Origin of the sequence: Legionella geestiana (assembly GCF_004571195.1) — a bacterium.
Taxonomy (GTDB): Bacteria; Pseudomonadota; Gammaproteobacteria; order Legionellales; family Legionellaceae; genus Legionella_B; species Legionella_B geestiana.
The window spans coordinates 549562-564687 of sequence record NZ_CP038271.1 but is presented as its reverse complement, the minus strand read 5'-3'; the positions used below and the strand labels follow the sequence as shown (position 1 = coordinate 564687).

The following is a 15126-nucleotide window of genomic DNA, read 5'->3' as shown; positions in this document are numbered from 1 at the left end:
TAAAATCATACAATTTATCCAACGCATAATGAGACTAAAACGCCGCATTTGCAGCCATATTTTGGAATACACGTACTAAAGTTTTGCCTGTATAAACCCTTTCCTTACAGGGTCTCTGCCACTATTTTGGGATTCCATAAGTGAAAAGAAGGATGTATACGTTATCTGAGCTGGTTTATCGCTCTCAATCACGTACTTTTTTTTTAATTGATCACTTGCTTGACCCAATAGACCACTTAAGGTTTCATCAGTCATTTTTGGCAATACGGCTGCCAATTCATCGGAATCTAACTGCGGGATTCCTTCTGCATTAATTTTAACACTCACATGAAAAGGAGGCACCGATAGCTCAGGTATGTTGAGTTGGCCGTCTATTAAACGATGTTTGATTTCAGCATCCAGCATTGTAACAAATTTAAAAAGCTGTTCATCTGATAATGCCTCAAATGTCACGTCCAAATAGGTTTTACCATCCAGTATATGAGTCAGCTCATGCCATAAAACTACGGCATCAATACCCTTGTAAGAAGCTTCTTTTATCGCCATTTTATCCAAGGGATCTTTATACTTTACACGTATCTCAACTGGACTTAATACGGCACAACGATTTCCACAAGGAACACTTAAGCAAGCATGGTTAAACTGTTGCATGTCTTTGCTGACAGAGATAATTACAGGGTTTAACATTATTTTTGCCTGAGGAAACTTCGTGCCTGGATAACGTTTTTCAACACCTTCGACATGACTTACAGACTCATAAAAGACACCAACTATAGTAAATCTATAAGGGTTTTTAATGCCTGCACACTGATTCGCTGCAATGCCGGCACCACTGGTTTGAATTAAAACCGATTTTGCCAGTTCAATTTGCGCACTTAATTCCAGTTGTTCTTCAAGCGTGGGATTATCAGGGTAAAGGGCTCCAGGTTGTTGTAAAACCGGGTCTCCTGCTACTCTGATGAGAGGGGGGGTTTCTGAAATGAAAAAACACCGCCCAAGGTTAAACTTATAGCCTGCATGGAAATGCAGAACCTGTTGTTGCATGTGATGGTCTGTTAAAAACAGTTTGTATTCGAGGAATGTCCCCATAGTATTCGTATAAGCACTGCATATTTTAAGTTCATCCCAGTATAAAGTTTCTGAAGCTAATTTTTTTAGACGGGATACGTCTGTATCTATAATGGCAGTGGTTTTAGAAATGAAAGCTTCGGTTTTTGCAATGATGTCTGGATTGGGTTGTTGTAATAACCAGGCGGCAGTTAAGTGTGCTTTTAAGGTTTCTAAAGGATGAATGGGATAATAGGATTCATCAAGAATTTTATCTGTGAATTCACTAAAAATGATACGGGGTAAAAATTTCATAAAGAATCCTGAGTTTTTTTAGCCACATAGAAAGATTTCTTTACAAGTAGGAGTAAGGCGCTTACCAGAATAAGAATCAAAATAGAGGGTGAGGAAGGTATGTTTGTTTTTTCAACCAGTATCATTGATACAACAGGAGCTAATCCAGCTGATAAACTGGCTGCTATAGAATATATCACTGACAGTATTGTACATCGTAAATTAATTGGGAACATCTCAGCTAAAATCACTGGAGCAGTAGCATAATAAGCGCTAGCAGGTATTGAAATTAATGCCTGTGCGAACACATAGTTAATCAGGTTGGTGGTGGACATTGAATAGAAGAATGGCTGAGAAAGTATCATAAATCCTATGCTGGCTAGAATAACAATTTTTTCACGATTAAATTTGTCAGATAGTTTCCCTATCAATGGGAAGATAGATAGCAATACCATCAGCGAAATAATGTTGGATATTAATATTTCATGATCATTAAAGTGTCCATACAGATGTGTCTGCATCGGCCCATAAATAAATATTTGAAAGGTGGTTGTTACACCTAAACAGCTTAAAAGGAAAGCCTTAAAAGCCATTCTTTTGTTGTTCCTTATATGGCTTAATGACGTTTTTATTAATTCATTAAACTTGGGTTTTGGTCTATCAGAATAATATAAAATATATTCCAAACTTTCTGGTATGAATAAACGGATATATAACCCTACCGATGATCCTAATAACGCAACTATAAATGGAATACGCCAAATTAGCCATTTATATTCTGGATAGATGTGATTGTAGTGATATACGATTAAGGCAAGTATCGAAGCAACTAACATTCCTGTCATAGTTCCAAATGATGCCCAACTCCCGGTTGAACCCCTTTTAGATGCATCGACGTTTTCAATTAAATAGGTTGATGAATTGAGATATTCTGCACCACAAAAAAAACTTTGAATAATCCTCAAGCTCAGCAGAATAATAACGGAATAATTGTTCATATGGTTATGAGAGGGGATAAAGGCTATCAAGCTCGTAGAAATCCCCATTATCAAAATAGATCCTGCGAGCACTATCTTTCTCCCGTAAATATCAGATAATGATCCCATGGCCATTGCCCCTAGCGGCCTTGCCAGATATCCTGCTAAGAAAGTGAGGAAAACAATAAATAAGCCCTCTGAAACATTTCCAACCAAATAAACGGCCATATAGATCGATAGTAATTCACATATAGCCATATCAAAGGATTCAATAAGATTGCCTAGAGATCCTGCTAGAATAATTCGTGTGATATGCTTCATCTTATTTAGCCTTTCTCTTGTGGTTCCGATAGAGCAGTCAATGCACTATCATCCCCCATACGATCAATAAATAAGTATCCATTCAGATTGCCAATTTCGTGCTGTATGATACGCGCCTCCAAACCTGAGGAATTTTTAGTGATTGGATTACCTTCTGTATCGAAACCGCAATATTCTATCTCCATGGCGCGTGGTACTTGTCCCATTAAAAAAATATCGCAGTTTAAACAGCCTTCATAATCAATCTTAATTTCATCAGAAAGAATCTTAAATTTAGGGTTAATCAAAGCTGCATTTTGTATCAGTTTTTTTTGTTTTCTGCTATTGGTGTATATTGTGTCAAATACTTTTACTCCTTTGCCAATGCCAATTTGTGGGGCTGCTGAACATACTGCAGCATTTTCTTCCATATTTTTGAAAAGGTCATCAATGAGATTCTTTTGTTCCTTACTACCAAATTCAGTTTCAATAACGGGCTTTGCAATTTCTTTAAAAATTGGGTATTTGTTATTCATTTTTTTCATGAATTACCTCGTTATTAATGATTAAACGTAATTGCGACTTAACTGATTTTTGGAGTTCTGGGAATAAAATGGTTCTTTTTAATTCACGCAAGCAATATTTCCCAAGATGTAGTAATTTTTTACAATGTTGAGGGTGTTTACTTTCAATTAGCGGCTGGAGCTTTTTAAATCCGAAGGAAAAGACTATTCTATGATAGTCATCAGTATCAATCATTGAAATCCCTATATTACAAAAATTTTTATTTTCCATTTGCTGTTTCATGTAGCTTCCAGCAGCTGGGAGCTCCGCCCATAATTTGGGTTTATCCTGGAATATAAAATCAGGCTGATAAATCCCTTCATATTTCCATGATCCTGTTTCTATTAAATTTTGTTCTATTGAAGGAGCCGAGGATAAAAAAAAGATTTGCCTTGATGAATTAATGAAAGCCATAGAGATATAATCTACTTCAAGCTGCCCCAGCACGTCTGAAAATAGTTTGCGTGTTGTGTAATAATTCTCAAAAAGAAACTCTCTTGCACGCGGGTGTAACCTGATTTTATTTTGTAAATCCATAATTACAACTTAAACAGCCTGTTCTAATTTCCTGTTTTTTTCTTCATACAAAGATATAGAACCAATAGCGAGGTCGATGATTTTAAACAGTGTATTCTCATCGGTATCAATGGATCGGGCTTCTCTGAGTAACCCCAGCGCGAAATCGGCATAATCGTTGTTACCACCTTCTGAAACTGGGTACAAGCGATGGCTGTGTTTTAAGATGTAATGCAGTACATTCTCATCCAGTTCGTTATTACTGGAGGACTTCTTACCCTCACCAAACAACAACCAGCCCGGATTGACTTGCAGACGATGCGCTAATTTTTTTATTTTTTCGTAATCTGGTAGAGCATCACCGCGAATGTATCGCCGGCATATTTGTTCTGATGCGCCAGTAAACTCAGCAAGGGTTTTTATGCATACGCCATTTGGCGAGCGGGTTGCTGTATGCCCTTCTTTCTTAAGGGTTTCAATTAAGCGCTTAGCAAATGAAGCGTAGGGTTTTTGATTCATATGATACTTTTGCATATGTCATGTCGAAGCAAAATTAACATATGGCACGTTATGATTCAATATGAACCAGCAATATTAACAGCATTCATATTGAATGCACTTGATATTAATAAAAATAAACCTCTCTTTAATTCTGGTTTCATTTATGAGCAGAAGTTGACGATTTTTACATCTTGAAATGAAGGCGAGTGCCTGGTTGGTGAATATTTATCCATCACATTTGTGATAGGAAAGCGCGAATTGCCTAAAATTATCTGTTACCGAAAAGGAAGGGCATCACCACTTGCGCCGATATTTATCATGCCGAAAAAACGAGTATAATGCAGCAATATTATAAAGCAGGTTTGATGTTGTGCAGGTGGAATAGAAAATCGAGGGCAAAGCGCTCGACAGGTACTAACTCAAAGCCTGCACCACGCGCTGACCCGACTTCTTTCATATAGTCTTTTATCAAAGAATACTTATGCCGCATTCCTATCGCTGGGCTCTCGTCGATATAGAAACGACAGGCATTCATGTGACGCATGATGCCATTATCGAAATAGCGGTTTTTATCATCACAGAGCATGGTGTTATAGCGACCTGGCACCGTTTGATTAAACCATCGCGTTCCATACCACAGACTGTAAGCAGCGTAACAGGTATTACGAATGAAATGGTTCACGCTGCACCGGATTTTTCAGCGATTTCAGCTGAATTGTATGCGTTGTTGAAGGGGTGTGTGTTTGTGGCACACAATGCACGCTTTGATTATGGTTTTATTAAGAATGCCTTCAAGAACAACGGGATAAGCTATCAGGCACCTGTGCTCTGTACGATAAAATTATTAAAGGCCCTCTATCCTCAGCAGGAATCTTATCGTTTGGCATCCATCGCAAGTGCGCTTAATATCAGCGTGCACAATCATCATCGCGCTCAGGCTGATGTAGACACGCTGCACCAAATCATCGTGACAATGGCGGAGCGTCATTCCTGGTCTCATATGCTTTCTGTTGCAAAAACGTTGTATCAAAAATCGAGTATCCCCTCTAAATTAATCACTGATGTGAGCCAATTGCCGGATGCGCCAGGCGTTTATATTTTTTACAGGAATAATAATCCCCTGCCGCTTTACATCGGTAAGAGTATTGCGATACGTCAGCGGGTAATGTCGCATTTTTCCGGGGATTATGCGCACCCTAAGGAATTTGCTCTCAGTCAGCAGGTTGAGCGGATAGAGGTGATTCCAACCGCGGGGGAGCTGAGTGCCCTGTTACTTGAATCGAATATGATTAAAGAATACATGCCTGTTTATAACCGCAGGTTAAGGCGCAAAAAAATCCTCGTGGGTTTCAAATTAATGGAGCAAAAGGGCTATTTAACGGTTTCGATTGTTCGTGAAAAAATTGATGAGGAACAGCACGCGGGGGAACACCGAATCTATGGCGCTTTTCGAAGTATGACAGAAGCAAAGCGTATGTTGCTTCAGATAATAAAGGCTCATAAGTTGTGTCCCCGGCTATGTGGGATGGAGCAGGGAAGTGGTCCCTGTTTTTCCTACCAGTTAAAACGCTGTAACGGCGCGTGCATTCAGGTAGAACATGTTGAACCTTACAACATGCGCTTATTGGAAGCATTAAAAGAATACCAGGAAGAGATTTGGCCATATCCAGGAGCAATTGCCATTAAAGAGCATTGTCCTGTCAATCAACTGACTCAATTTACAGTGTTTTATCAGTGGAGACATTTAGGAGTTGTATCAAATGAAAAATCACTTGCTCAATGGCGTAAACTCGTAAAAGAAAATTCCAGTCATACCTACGATGCGTATAAGATACTGCTGTCTTATTTAACGCACAAAGCAGATAAATACCACATCATTGAGTTGGATTAAAAAATCAAACCACTGCATTGGTGCGACAATCACGTGAACGTCTGCGCGCCCTAAAATAAAATTTTGTAGTACACTTTAACTAATCACTTTGAACATTAATAATCCAATGGACATTATTGCCGATGGTTTTTTTGAGGGGCTCACAGCGGTTCAACTGGACACGCTGCTGCATTCAGGTTAATTAATAGAGTTTAAAAAGGATACGGTGTTTATTAAAGAGGGAGCGTGTGAGAGTACCTTTTACTATATTCAGAAAGGTTCTGTGAATGTATTTATCAATTCTGGCAACAATGACTATGTAATTGCGGCATTAAATGCAGGCAGTGCCGTGGGTGAACTTGTTTTAATCGATTCGTGCCCACGTTCAGCTTCGGTTAAAACTATCGAAGACAGCAGCATCTATAAATTTGACATCCACTGCCTGGAAAGCTCTCCAGAGTTGCAGGAAATTCTTGGCGTCATAAAAAAAAAATATCCAAACAACTGTCTGCTCGATTACGTTTGACAAACAGTATCACAGTTTCAGTTCTCTCGAGTAAATATATTAACAGCATTTTTTCAGTGAGAATGCTGATTTTATTATCGTTGTATGTACTGTCCTTAAATTTAATTGAATCGAGCGAACAATACGTAGAAAACCGAACCTTTCTAAGCGTAGGGTTATTAGGGTCTGTTGACAATTGGTGACACGGCTGCAAACCACGTCAATTTGTCCAAATTTTACCTTGAGTTCGTTAAATAGAGCCGGCTATTCGCCTCACTCAAGATAAAATTTGGCCTAAATTAACGTGATTTTCGCTTCGCACCACCAAATGTCAACAGACCCTAATAGTTTTTGTACTTGTCTTGTTTTCCGTGGTGCGTGCGAGCGGTTACCCACTCAGCTATTATGGATTCAGAGCCGATAATCTATACAGAAACCTGTCGGAAGCCATTTTGTTCAGTATTCCGGTCATGTTAATTGTAGTGATGATTAAGTGGCTGATTATTTCAATGGATCCAGCCTTAAACCATATCCCTATGATAGATATTGCCTCCATTTTTGAAAATGGAGCGCCATTCAGTTTAAGAATTTATCTATTATCCATGATCGCTTATGCGTTATTTTGTCCGGTTCAGGAGTTTTTAGCCAGAGGATGCGTTCAGACTTCACTGCAACATTTATTCGAGGGTTCAGAAACTCAGATTAAATGGAAATCCATTGTTGTCTCTAATCTTATTTTTGCCAGTGCCCACTCGCATACAGGCGCTGATTTTGCCCTGTTCGTGTTTCTGCCGGGCCTCTTTTGGGGATGGATGTTCTATCGGCAAAAATCATTGATTGGAGTAAGTGTTTCACATACGCTCATTGGTGTTTGGGCGACATTTATAATTGGTATTGAAAGGGTAATATGAGAGATTGGTATTTATTAACTGGGGTAATGCAGGTGGTGATAAGTGGTGGCCAGAGGCAGAATCGAACTGCCGACACGAGGATTTTCAGTCCTCTGCTCTACCGACTGAGCTATCTGGCCCCACGGGTTGCTATTAGACGCTTACAGAGCGTTTGAGTCAAGACTTCATACAACTTTTTTTTCAAAGCTGTTTAAATTCAAGGCATTTGCAATATTTGCCCCCAAAAGAGCATTGTTTTTAATCAGCTCTATATTGGCGCGCACGCTTTGACCCGCTGTCAATTCGTTGATACGTGACAGCAGAAAGGGGGTAACGGCCTTGCCATGAATGTCGGAGGCTTCGCGTTGTGCCTGGGCAATGACGGGCTCAAGCGTGTGCAACGGGATTTCAGAGGGTGCGGGGATGGGGTTTGCCACCACAATGCCGTTTTTGAGTCCAAGTGCTTTCTGGCAGCGCATCAGTTCGGCAATATCCTCTGGCGAATTCAAGCGTTGTAAAAGCGGTATGCCGCTCGCCTGACTGTAGAAGGCGGGAAATTCATCGGTCTGAAAACCGATAACGGGGACACCGTGGGTTTCCAGTACTTCAAGGGTTTTTGGCAGGTCAAGAATGGACTTGGCACCGGCACAAATGACCGTGACTGGAGTTTCGCACAATTCAATGAGGTCGGCAGAGATATCAAAACTTGAGGCAACATCATGGTGTACGCCTCCAATGCCGCCGGTCACAAAGAGCGGAATGCCGGCAAGGTGTGCGCAATACATGGTGGCAGCGACTGTAGTTGTGCCCACGCATTTTTGGGTAAGGGCATAGGCAAGATCACGTCTTGACGCTTTCAGCACAGTTTCAGACTGCGCAAGACGCGTCATCTCGAACGCCTCAAGCCCGATGTGAATTTTCCCATCAAAAATCGCGATGGTTGCAGGTGTAACACCTTTTGCACGCAGGATATCTTCCACAGCCAGTGCCGTTTCAATGTTGCTCGGCCAGGGCAGGCCATGTGAAATGATGGTGGACTCAAGGGCCACAACCGGACGCGTTTCCCGCATTGCCTGCAACACTTCGGGGCTATAGTGTATCCATTCACGGTGCATGGTTATCCCTGGGTTTTAGGTGTGAATCCTGGAGGTACTTCTGAGCCCTCGCCAAAAAGAAAGCGCTCCATCTCCGACTGCAGGAAAGTGCGCGCTTCCTTATCCATCAGGTTCAGACGGTACTCATTGATAAGCATGGTCTGGTGCTGCGTCCAGCTGCTCCATGCCGCTTTGGAGATGTGTTCGAAAATACGTGTACCCAGCGCGCCCGGCAACGGCGGTCGCTCGAGGCCTTCTGCGTTTTGTTGAAGTTTGTGGCAAAAGACGTGTCGTGTCATGAACGTTTCCTGTATAAAAATGTTTCCTGATTATGCGACAAGGCGTCCTTCGCAGCAACCTATTCCACTGGAGTTGTTCCGTGGGCATGCAAAAGTGTTAATGACAGTACCGCTTCCTGCTCGCGGGTGAGCGGTGTGAACTTGACAGCGACCCGCCAGTGTCCAAGACGATGAGGCTCGCACCAGGCAACATGCGCCTCAAGTGTCAGCGGCGTACCGTGGGGGCGCGTGTAGAGTGTCAGTTTCAGCCGTGTCTGCGGGCTTAGCGCTTCCTTGCAGATAAATGCCATGCCGCCAAGACTCAGGTTGACGTGCTGCTCCCGCATCGGCATGTGACCGGTTGTATGCGTGGCCAGATAGTCGAGCTTGGTATTCAGCATGTCAAGGTACTGTGCAAGCAGCGGGTCGCGTGCCTTAAGCTGTGAACTGAGGCCTGCCAGTTCGCGGTTTATGCCATCGAGATAGCGTGCCATTTCCTGCTGGCGGGTATTTCGCGGGTTCAGGACTATCTCTTCGGAGGCGTGCAGGGTATCGCCGGGCCCAAGCAGCTGATATTCAAAGCACAGCCAGTCATCCACGCGAATGTGTTCTCGACGCTCAGGAATACGCATCATGCTTCTCCTTTGGAAGGGAAAGGGTGTTTAGTTATAAATGGCGCAGTAGTGTAGAAATCACGACCGTTTTGTGTCGGGCAGGTGGTGCTTAGGATGTGTGAGAGTCTTTTCATACGCCATAACATGTATGTATTTTGTTTTAATATAGATCATAAAAAACGAAAAGTTCAAATAAGGTTCACATTTGAGCCGTATGCATCGTTCGTGCCAGTTTTGCAGTTGTCCACAATTTCTGTGGATAAGTGTGTGGGTTTTGTGAGGACGGAGGGGGATAAGCCATAACTTGGGGCGCGTTTGTGGGTACACCTGTTCGTGTGTCTGGATTTTCTATAGAATAGATTATTTACCGATAAGGACGTGATGTGTTTAGGCCTGTGCCTCTCTACATTGGATTGCGCTATACCCGTGCGCGCAAAAAGAACCATTTTGTGTCCTTTATTTCCCTGAGCTCGATGCTCGGTATTGCGCTTGGGGTTATGGTGCTTATTACCGTGCTTTCGGTGATGAACGGTTTCGATGCCGAGATTCACAACCGCTTTTTTGGGATGGCTCCTGAAATTACGGTTTCAGGTCGCGAGGGCGAGAGTATCAAGGACTGGAAGGCGCTTGAAGCGCGCCTGATGCAGTTTCCCGGCGTGCGCGCGGTCGCACCTTTTGTCGGTGGTCAGGGGCTCATAACGCATGATGGACAGGTTTTACCCATCGTGCTGACCGGCATAGAGCCGCAGGCTGAGGAAAAGATAACCCATCTTGCTGATAAGCTCCTTGCCGGCAGCCTTGAGGGATTGTCGGGTTTTGGCATGATTCCCGGGCGTCAGCTGGCCGACAGCCTTGGCCTGATGCTCGGCGATAAAGTAACGGTCATGATACCCCAGGCAACCGTAACACCGGCTGGCATGATACCGCGTTTTAAACGGTTTACCGTAACCGGGGTTTTCTCTGCCGGTACCGGTTTTAATTTTGACACAAAGCTCGCCTTTATCGGTCTTCAGGATGCTCAGAAGCTCTTTCAAACCGGCGATGGTGTTACCGGGCTTAAACTGAAAATCACGAACATTTACGCAGCTCCCGCGCTTTCAGAGCAGATAGCGGCCAGTCTTGGTGAAGACTATGAGGTTGGCAACTGGACTAACCAGTTCGGGTCGTTTTTTGAGGCCGTGAAGATGGAAAAAACCATGATGTTTTCTATCCTCGTGCTCATAATTGCGGTAGCGGCGTTTAATCTGGTGTCGTCACTTGTGATGGTAGTGAATGATAAACAGGCGGAAATCGCCATTCTGCGCACGATTGGCGCCACGCCCGCCTGTATTATGCGTATTTTCGTTGTTCAGGGAATGATGGTGGGGGTGGTCGGTACCCTGATGGGGCTTTTGAGTGGCCTTTTACTCGCGAGCAATGCCACGGCCATTGTCAACGCACTGCAAAAGTTCTTCGAGGTGCAGGTGCTGTCATCCAGCATGTATTTTGTCGATTTTCTACCCTCAAAAATTCTTGCTTCCGATCTGTGGAAAGTCTCCGGGATAGCCTTAAGCATGAGTTTTCTTGCAACCCTTTATCCTGCATGGCGCGCTTCACGCACCGTGATTGCGGAGGCACTGCACTATGAATAACGCCATCCTTTCCTGCCGGGGACTCGGCAAAACCTATCATGACGGCGTAGAGGCGGTTGAGGTGCTCGGTGCCGTGGATTTTTGTGTGCAGCCTGGCGAAACACTGGCTATTGTTGGCCCTTCGGGCTCAGGAAAAAGTACCCTGTTACACCTGCTTGGAGGGCTTGATACTCCAAGTCGTGGTGAAGTCCGCCTGCAGGGCGTGGACTGGCAGGGTATTTCTGAAAAGCGTCGCTGTGAGCTTCGCAACCGCCATCTGGGATTTGTTTACCAGTTTCATCACCTGTTGCCGGAATTCAGTGCGCTTGAGAATGTGGCAATGCCGCTCTTGCTGGCAGGGCGCTCACCGAGAGAAGCGTGCGCGCTTGCAGAGGGCATGCTTGCCGAAGTTGGACTCTCTGCGCGTATCACTCACAGGCCTTCTCAGCTTTCAGGCGGAGAGCGTCAGCGCGTTGCCATCGCACGCGCCCTCGTTCATACGCCGCAGTGTGTGCTGGCAGATGAGCCAACCGGTAATCTTGATAACACAACTGCCGCCAGGATTTTTGATTTGCTGCTTGCACTCAATGAAAAATTTCAAACAGCGCTTGTTATCGTTACCCATGATTTACAGCTTGCAGGACGCATGAAGCGGACTGTTCGTATCCAGGAAGGCGCGCTGCTCGCATCCTGAGGAAGGTAAGGTCTGCAATATGGAAATTTTCACAAGGAGAGGAAAGTATGCCATCTAATGCAAATGGTTTTTTTGAGGGATCAGGTGAAAAGACCAGTGCTTCCAGGCCATGGTCACCGACTATCGAACGTCTGAAAAGGCCACCAGTCGACTGCGATGGTTTAGGCATCGCGATTAACCCCCCGCGGCAAAAGCCCTCGTTGTCAGAAGTTCTCGCTCCTGCAGTTACAACGACTCAGGGCGTGGAAGTCGATGCGCGCCACGCCCCTGATCGTTCACCGGCTTTGAATGCTGCAATGACCTGACGGTTACTGCGTGATGCAGGAACTTTCATACCCACACTGCGATGTCGGTGTCGATGTTGATATTGATGTCGATGCTGACGTGTCTGTCAGGATGGCATGCGTCCGCATTCTGTCAGCCAGATGTACGCACTTTTCAGGTGAAAGCGCTTTTGACGTGGCTGCCAAATCAATCGGCGTATTTCCGTCAATGTCTTTCACCCATGGATTAGCGCCTTTGCGAAGGAGCAGTATCACCGCTTCCTCATGCCCCATTAATGCGGCAAAATGCAGTGCCGTGCGCTCCCTTGGCCCCCCCTGACTGTCAACTTCCGTGAGTGGAAGGTATTTAAGAAAGATTTTGAGTGCATAGAGGTGGTTGCCAAATGCGGCGCGACGAACGGCCTGACCGCCTTTTGGCGGTTCTGAGTCGTCTTTTCGTGTGAGCGACAGGCAGGCGATTTTATGTTGCCTTGCCAGCAAAGACTCATCTTTTGCGGCTCCGATAATGTCAAGTAGGCGTGGTGCCAGTCTTCCCTGAGCCTGTTTTACGAGATTTTGTTGCGCATTGATTAGCCCTTCTCGGACATCCTGTATGGCAAGCAGCTCTTTAGTTTTATCGAGATGAAGCGGTGCGAGTGGTTTAGGTCCGAGTAACAGCATGCCAAGCTGCGTGATGTCCTCACCCCTTGAATTATCGTTCAATGCACGAACCGCCTCGATCATGTTAACCACAAATCCGGTGTTGAGCCCCCTGTAATCATAGAAGGATAACTTGCCGTCACTCATGGCCTCAATTGTACTGATGGTGCCTGTGGTAACCACGAGCGGGCAGACAGCACCCTTGATGAGACGGCGCATGTCATGATTGCTGACCGTTGAAAAAGTGGTAAATACTTTTTCCGAAAAGGTGGCTCGAGGAAGCGCGTCAACACCATCAGGCGCAATAATTGTACCGGCCGGGCCAACCACTACGTACCTGCTCAGGTTTGCCAGCACCATGTATTGCTCAACCATTGCGAGTATCTTGTCAGGTTCCCTTTTGGAAAAGTACATAAATCCATAATCATTGAGCTCAGGGGCAGAAGTTGAAGCCCCATCCGCAGGAAAATCAATGTCTGGCAATCCATAACGCTCGCTTCCAAGGCCGCAGGCACCGATGCTGAGAGTATCAGGGTGAAGCAAGCGAAACAGCTCGGGCGCGCTGCCCATCCATTGGAGCATTTCAATTATCCAGCCAGGACTGTTTCGCTTTTGTGAAGTTCGATGCGGCCCGTGCACAAAGAGGTAGCGGGTTTCAGGTTCGAGTACCCGCAGCACAATTTCGGATGGCGCGGGCTTGCAGCGGTTGGCATCCACAAAGGCGATGAGGGAATTATTCAGCATGTCAAACTGCTGCAGCGTACGCACCGGTATATCCATTCCCCGAATGTGAAGTCCGTCTCCTGTTTGTGGGTACATGGAAGTGAGCCTCTCCATGCTGGTTTCTGAGGTGCTTAAAACCACTTTGACGCTGGAGTGTCTTTCAAGCAGCTGGCGCTGTAAATCATGCGCAATGAGGCAGGCGAGCTGAAAGTCGCCTTTTGCATGGCTGTTATGGCAGTCTGCGTAAACCATGATATGTGGAGTCTTTTCTTCGAACATTGGGATACCACCTCTAACATTTTTAGATATTCTATCCAGGCATGCTTAAGGAAAAATTAGGTGAAAATCCGCTCCACCCGTTGTTGCTTTGTATGCAATCCTGCGCACCACATCCTGTGCTATACTGCCTTTGAGGACAAGGGAAGCGCTTCACGTGCCATGGAGAGCATATGAGACATGTCGCAGTCGTTGGATTGGGGTATGTGGGGCTTGGGCTTGCAGTAGCGCTTAGTCGAGAGCTTAAGGTCACTGGATACGATATCTCAGAACCAAGAATTAAGGCGCTCAAGGAAGGCATGGATGCCAATGGCCTTGAAAGCCGTGAATCCCTTGCTGAAGCAAGGGTTGCCTATACGACGTCACTTGAAGACATCCGCGATGCAGATTTTTACATCGTTACCGTTTCAACGCCCGCGTGGTATTACGAAATGCCGGATTTGGAGCCTTTAATCAAGGCGACACGGCAGCTTGCGAGTGTATTGAAGCGCGGCGATATTGTCGTTTATGAGTCCACCGTTTATCCAGGGGTCACGGAAGAGGTGGCACTTCCTCTGCTTGAGTCTATCAGCGGGCTGTCGTGCGGCGTGGATTTCGGGCTTGGGTATTCGCCTGAGCGCATTAATCCTGGCGATACGGTGCATACGCTTAAATCAGTGCCCAAAGTTGTCTCGGCCGGTGACGCGCATACATTGGAAATTGTGAAGGAGGTGTACCAGGTCTGCTGCGATACGCTCTATCCTGTATCCAATATTAAAACTGCGGAAGCCGTTAAGATTCTTGAGAACACCCAGCGCGATATCAACATTGCCATGATGAACGAGTTTTCACAAATCATGCATGCCCTGCACCTTGATGTGCATGAAATTATCGAAGCGGCAAAATCCAAGTGGAGCTTTGTACATTTTACGCCAGGTTTTGTGGGGGGACACTGTATCGCGGTTGACCCGCTCTATCTTGCCTTTAACGCCAAGCGCCTCGGGGTTCCTCATGATTTAATCGTGACCGCGCGCAAGGTCAATGACAACATGACGCGCTTTGTGCTCGATGAGCTGCTGCGCTGCTTAAGGCGCCATGAGCTGCCCATCTCTAAATGCCGCATTGGCGTATTTGGAGTGACTTATAAACCGGATACCCCGGATGTTCGCAACAGTCTGGCCTTGAAATTTATCAAAGAACTGAAATTGACCCATCTTCATGTTGATGTTCATGACCCGCTTGCAGATACGACCCTCATGGAAGAACGTTATGGCATTACCCTTAAATCCTTCGACGACATGCAGGATTTAACGCTTGCCGTACTCGTTACCGGACACCAATTCTATAAGGAAAAAGGCCTTGAGACGTTTCTTAAAAAACTGAACACGCCCATGCTTTTTATGGATATTCCATCCATGTTTTCGGACGCATCGAGGGCATTTCCATCACTTGAGTACTGGAGCCTTTAAGG

At 45.1% G+C, this 15126-nt stretch carries 17 protein-coding genes and 1 tRNA gene; 7 read left to right on the top strand and 11 right to left on the bottom strand.

The features are described 5' to 3' along the window. Positions 1-75: 75 nt before the first annotated feature. The 6 genes from E4T54_RS02495 to E4T54_RS11985 all read right to left on the bottom strand — a co-directional run bounded on the left by E4T54_RS02495 (position 76) and on the right by E4T54_RS11985 (position 4734). Complete coding sequence (locus E4T54_RS02495; protein WP_028387033.1) at positions 76-1362, bottom strand: peptide deformylase; 1287 nt, start codon at positions 1360-1362, stop codon at positions 76-78. Next, positions 1359-2639, bottom strand: a complete 1281-nt coding sequence (locus E4T54_RS02490; RefSeq protein ID WP_051551003.1) for an MFS transporter — start codon at positions 2637-2639, stop codon at positions 1359-1361. The genes E4T54_RS02495 and E4T54_RS02490 overlap by 4 nt, the downstream gene beginning before the upstream one ends. A 5-nt stretch (positions 2640-2644) precedes the next feature. After that, positions 2645-3163: a peptide deformylase gene (locus E4T54_RS02485; RefSeq protein ID WP_028387034.1), complete on the bottom strand. Its 519-nt coding sequence runs from the start codon at positions 3161-3163 to the stop codon at positions 2645-2647. Next, positions 3147-3719 carry a hypothetical protein gene (locus tag E4T54_RS02480; RefSeq protein WP_028387035.1) on the bottom strand — a complete coding sequence of 191 codons (573 nt, stop codon included), beginning with the start codon at positions 3717-3719 and terminating at the stop codon, positions 3147-3149. Before E4T54_RS02480 ends, E4T54_RS02485 begins: the two co-directional genes overlap by 17 nt. 9 nt (positions 3720-3728) lie before the next feature. Continuing rightward, a complete protein-coding gene (locus E4T54_RS02475) occupies positions 3729-4217 on the bottom strand; it encodes a helix-turn-helix domain-containing protein (RefSeq protein WP_028387036.1) in 489 nt (162 codons plus the stop codon). Between the two features lie 331 nt (positions 4218-4548). Further along, a complete protein-coding gene (locus E4T54_RS11985) occupies positions 4549-4734 on the bottom strand; it encodes a hypothetical protein (protein WP_167755234.1) in 186 nt (61 codons plus the stop codon). On the opposite strand from E4T54_RS11985, the gene E4T54_RS02470 reads away from it, so the two are divergent. From E4T54_RS02470 to E4T54_RS02460, 3 genes are all read left to right on the top strand, one after another. Next, positions 4735-6090: a 3'-5' exonuclease family protein gene (locus tag E4T54_RS02470; RefSeq protein WP_162261976.1), complete on the top strand. Its 1356-nt coding sequence runs from the start codon at positions 4735-4737 to the stop codon at positions 6088-6090. Positions 6091-6295: 205 nt separating this feature from the next. Continuing rightward, positions 6296-6595: a cyclic nucleotide-binding domain-containing protein gene (locus E4T54_RS02465; protein ID WP_028387037.1), complete on the top strand. Its 300-nt coding sequence runs from the start codon at positions 6296-6298 to the stop codon at positions 6593-6595. A 449-nt stretch (positions 6596-7044) separates the two neighbouring features. Next, the gene (locus E4T54_RS02460; RefSeq protein WP_115152814.1) at positions 7045-7485 is read left to right on the top strand and encodes a CPBP family intramembrane glutamic endopeptidase; all 441 of its coding nucleotides are present in this window, start codon (positions 7045-7047) and stop codon (positions 7483-7485) included. A 43-nt stretch (positions 7486-7528) separates the two neighbouring features. Here the strand turns inward: E4T54_RS02460 and E4T54_RS02455 are convergent. From E4T54_RS02455 to E4T54_RS02440, 4 genes are all read right to left on the bottom strand, one after another. After that, positions 7529-7604: transfer RNA gene (locus E4T54_RS02455), tRNA-Phe, on the bottom strand. A 45-nt stretch (positions 7605-7649) separates the two neighbouring features. Further along, on the bottom strand, positions 7650-8579 hold the full coding sequence (locus E4T54_RS02450) for a pseudouridine-5'-phosphate glycosidase (protein WP_028387039.1): 930 nt from the start codon (positions 8577-8579) through the stop codon (positions 7650-7652). Between the two features lie 2 nt (positions 8580-8581). Next, complete coding sequence (locus E4T54_RS02445) at positions 8582-8857, bottom strand: oxidative damage protection protein (RefSeq protein ID WP_028387040.1); 276 nt, start codon at positions 8855-8857, stop codon at positions 8582-8584. A gap of 59 nt (positions 8858-8916) precedes the next feature. After that, positions 8917-9471, bottom strand: coding sequence for a PilZ domain-containing protein (locus E4T54_RS02440; RefSeq protein ID WP_051551004.1), 555 nt, complete (start codon positions 9469-9471; stop codon positions 8917-8919). Between the two features lie 362 nt (positions 9472-9833). Here E4T54_RS02440 and E4T54_RS02435 point away from each other — a divergent pair, with 362 nt between their 5' ends. The 3 genes from E4T54_RS02435 to E4T54_RS02425 are packed head-to-tail and all read left to right on the top strand — an operon-like array spanning position 9834 to position 12059. After that, on the top strand, positions 9834-11081 hold the full coding sequence (locus E4T54_RS02435) for a lipoprotein-releasing ABC transporter permease subunit (protein WP_028387042.1): 1248 nt from the start codon (positions 9834-9836) through the stop codon (positions 11079-11081). Then, complete coding sequence (lolD, locus tag E4T54_RS02430; RefSeq protein WP_058387075.1) at positions 11074-11754, top strand: lipoprotein-releasing ABC transporter ATP-binding protein LolD; 681 nt, start codon at positions 11074-11076, stop codon at positions 11752-11754. Before E4T54_RS02435 ends, lolD begins: the two co-directional genes overlap by 8 nt. Positions 11755-11801: 47 nt before the next feature. Continuing rightward, positions 11802-12059 carry a hypothetical protein gene (locus E4T54_RS02425; RefSeq protein WP_028387044.1) on the top strand — a complete coding sequence of 86 codons (258 nt, stop codon included), beginning with the start codon at positions 11802-11804 and terminating at the stop codon, positions 12057-12059. Positions 12060-12062: 3 nt separating this feature from the next. On the opposite strand, the gene E4T54_RS12060 is transcribed toward E4T54_RS02425, so the two are convergent. Continuing rightward, entirely contained in the window at positions 12063-13679 is a 1617-nt protein-coding gene (locus E4T54_RS12060) for an ankyrin repeat domain-containing protein (protein ID WP_028387045.1), read from the bottom strand. Positions 13680-13849: 170 nt separating this feature from the next. Between E4T54_RS12060 and E4T54_RS02415 the strand changes: the two genes are divergently transcribed. Further along, positions 13850-15124 (top strand): nucleotide sugar dehydrogenase, encoded by a 1275-nt coding sequence (locus tag E4T54_RS02415; protein WP_028387046.1) that lies wholly within the window; start codon positions 13850-13852, stop codon positions 15122-15124. Positions 15125-15126: the final 2 nt, after the last annotated feature.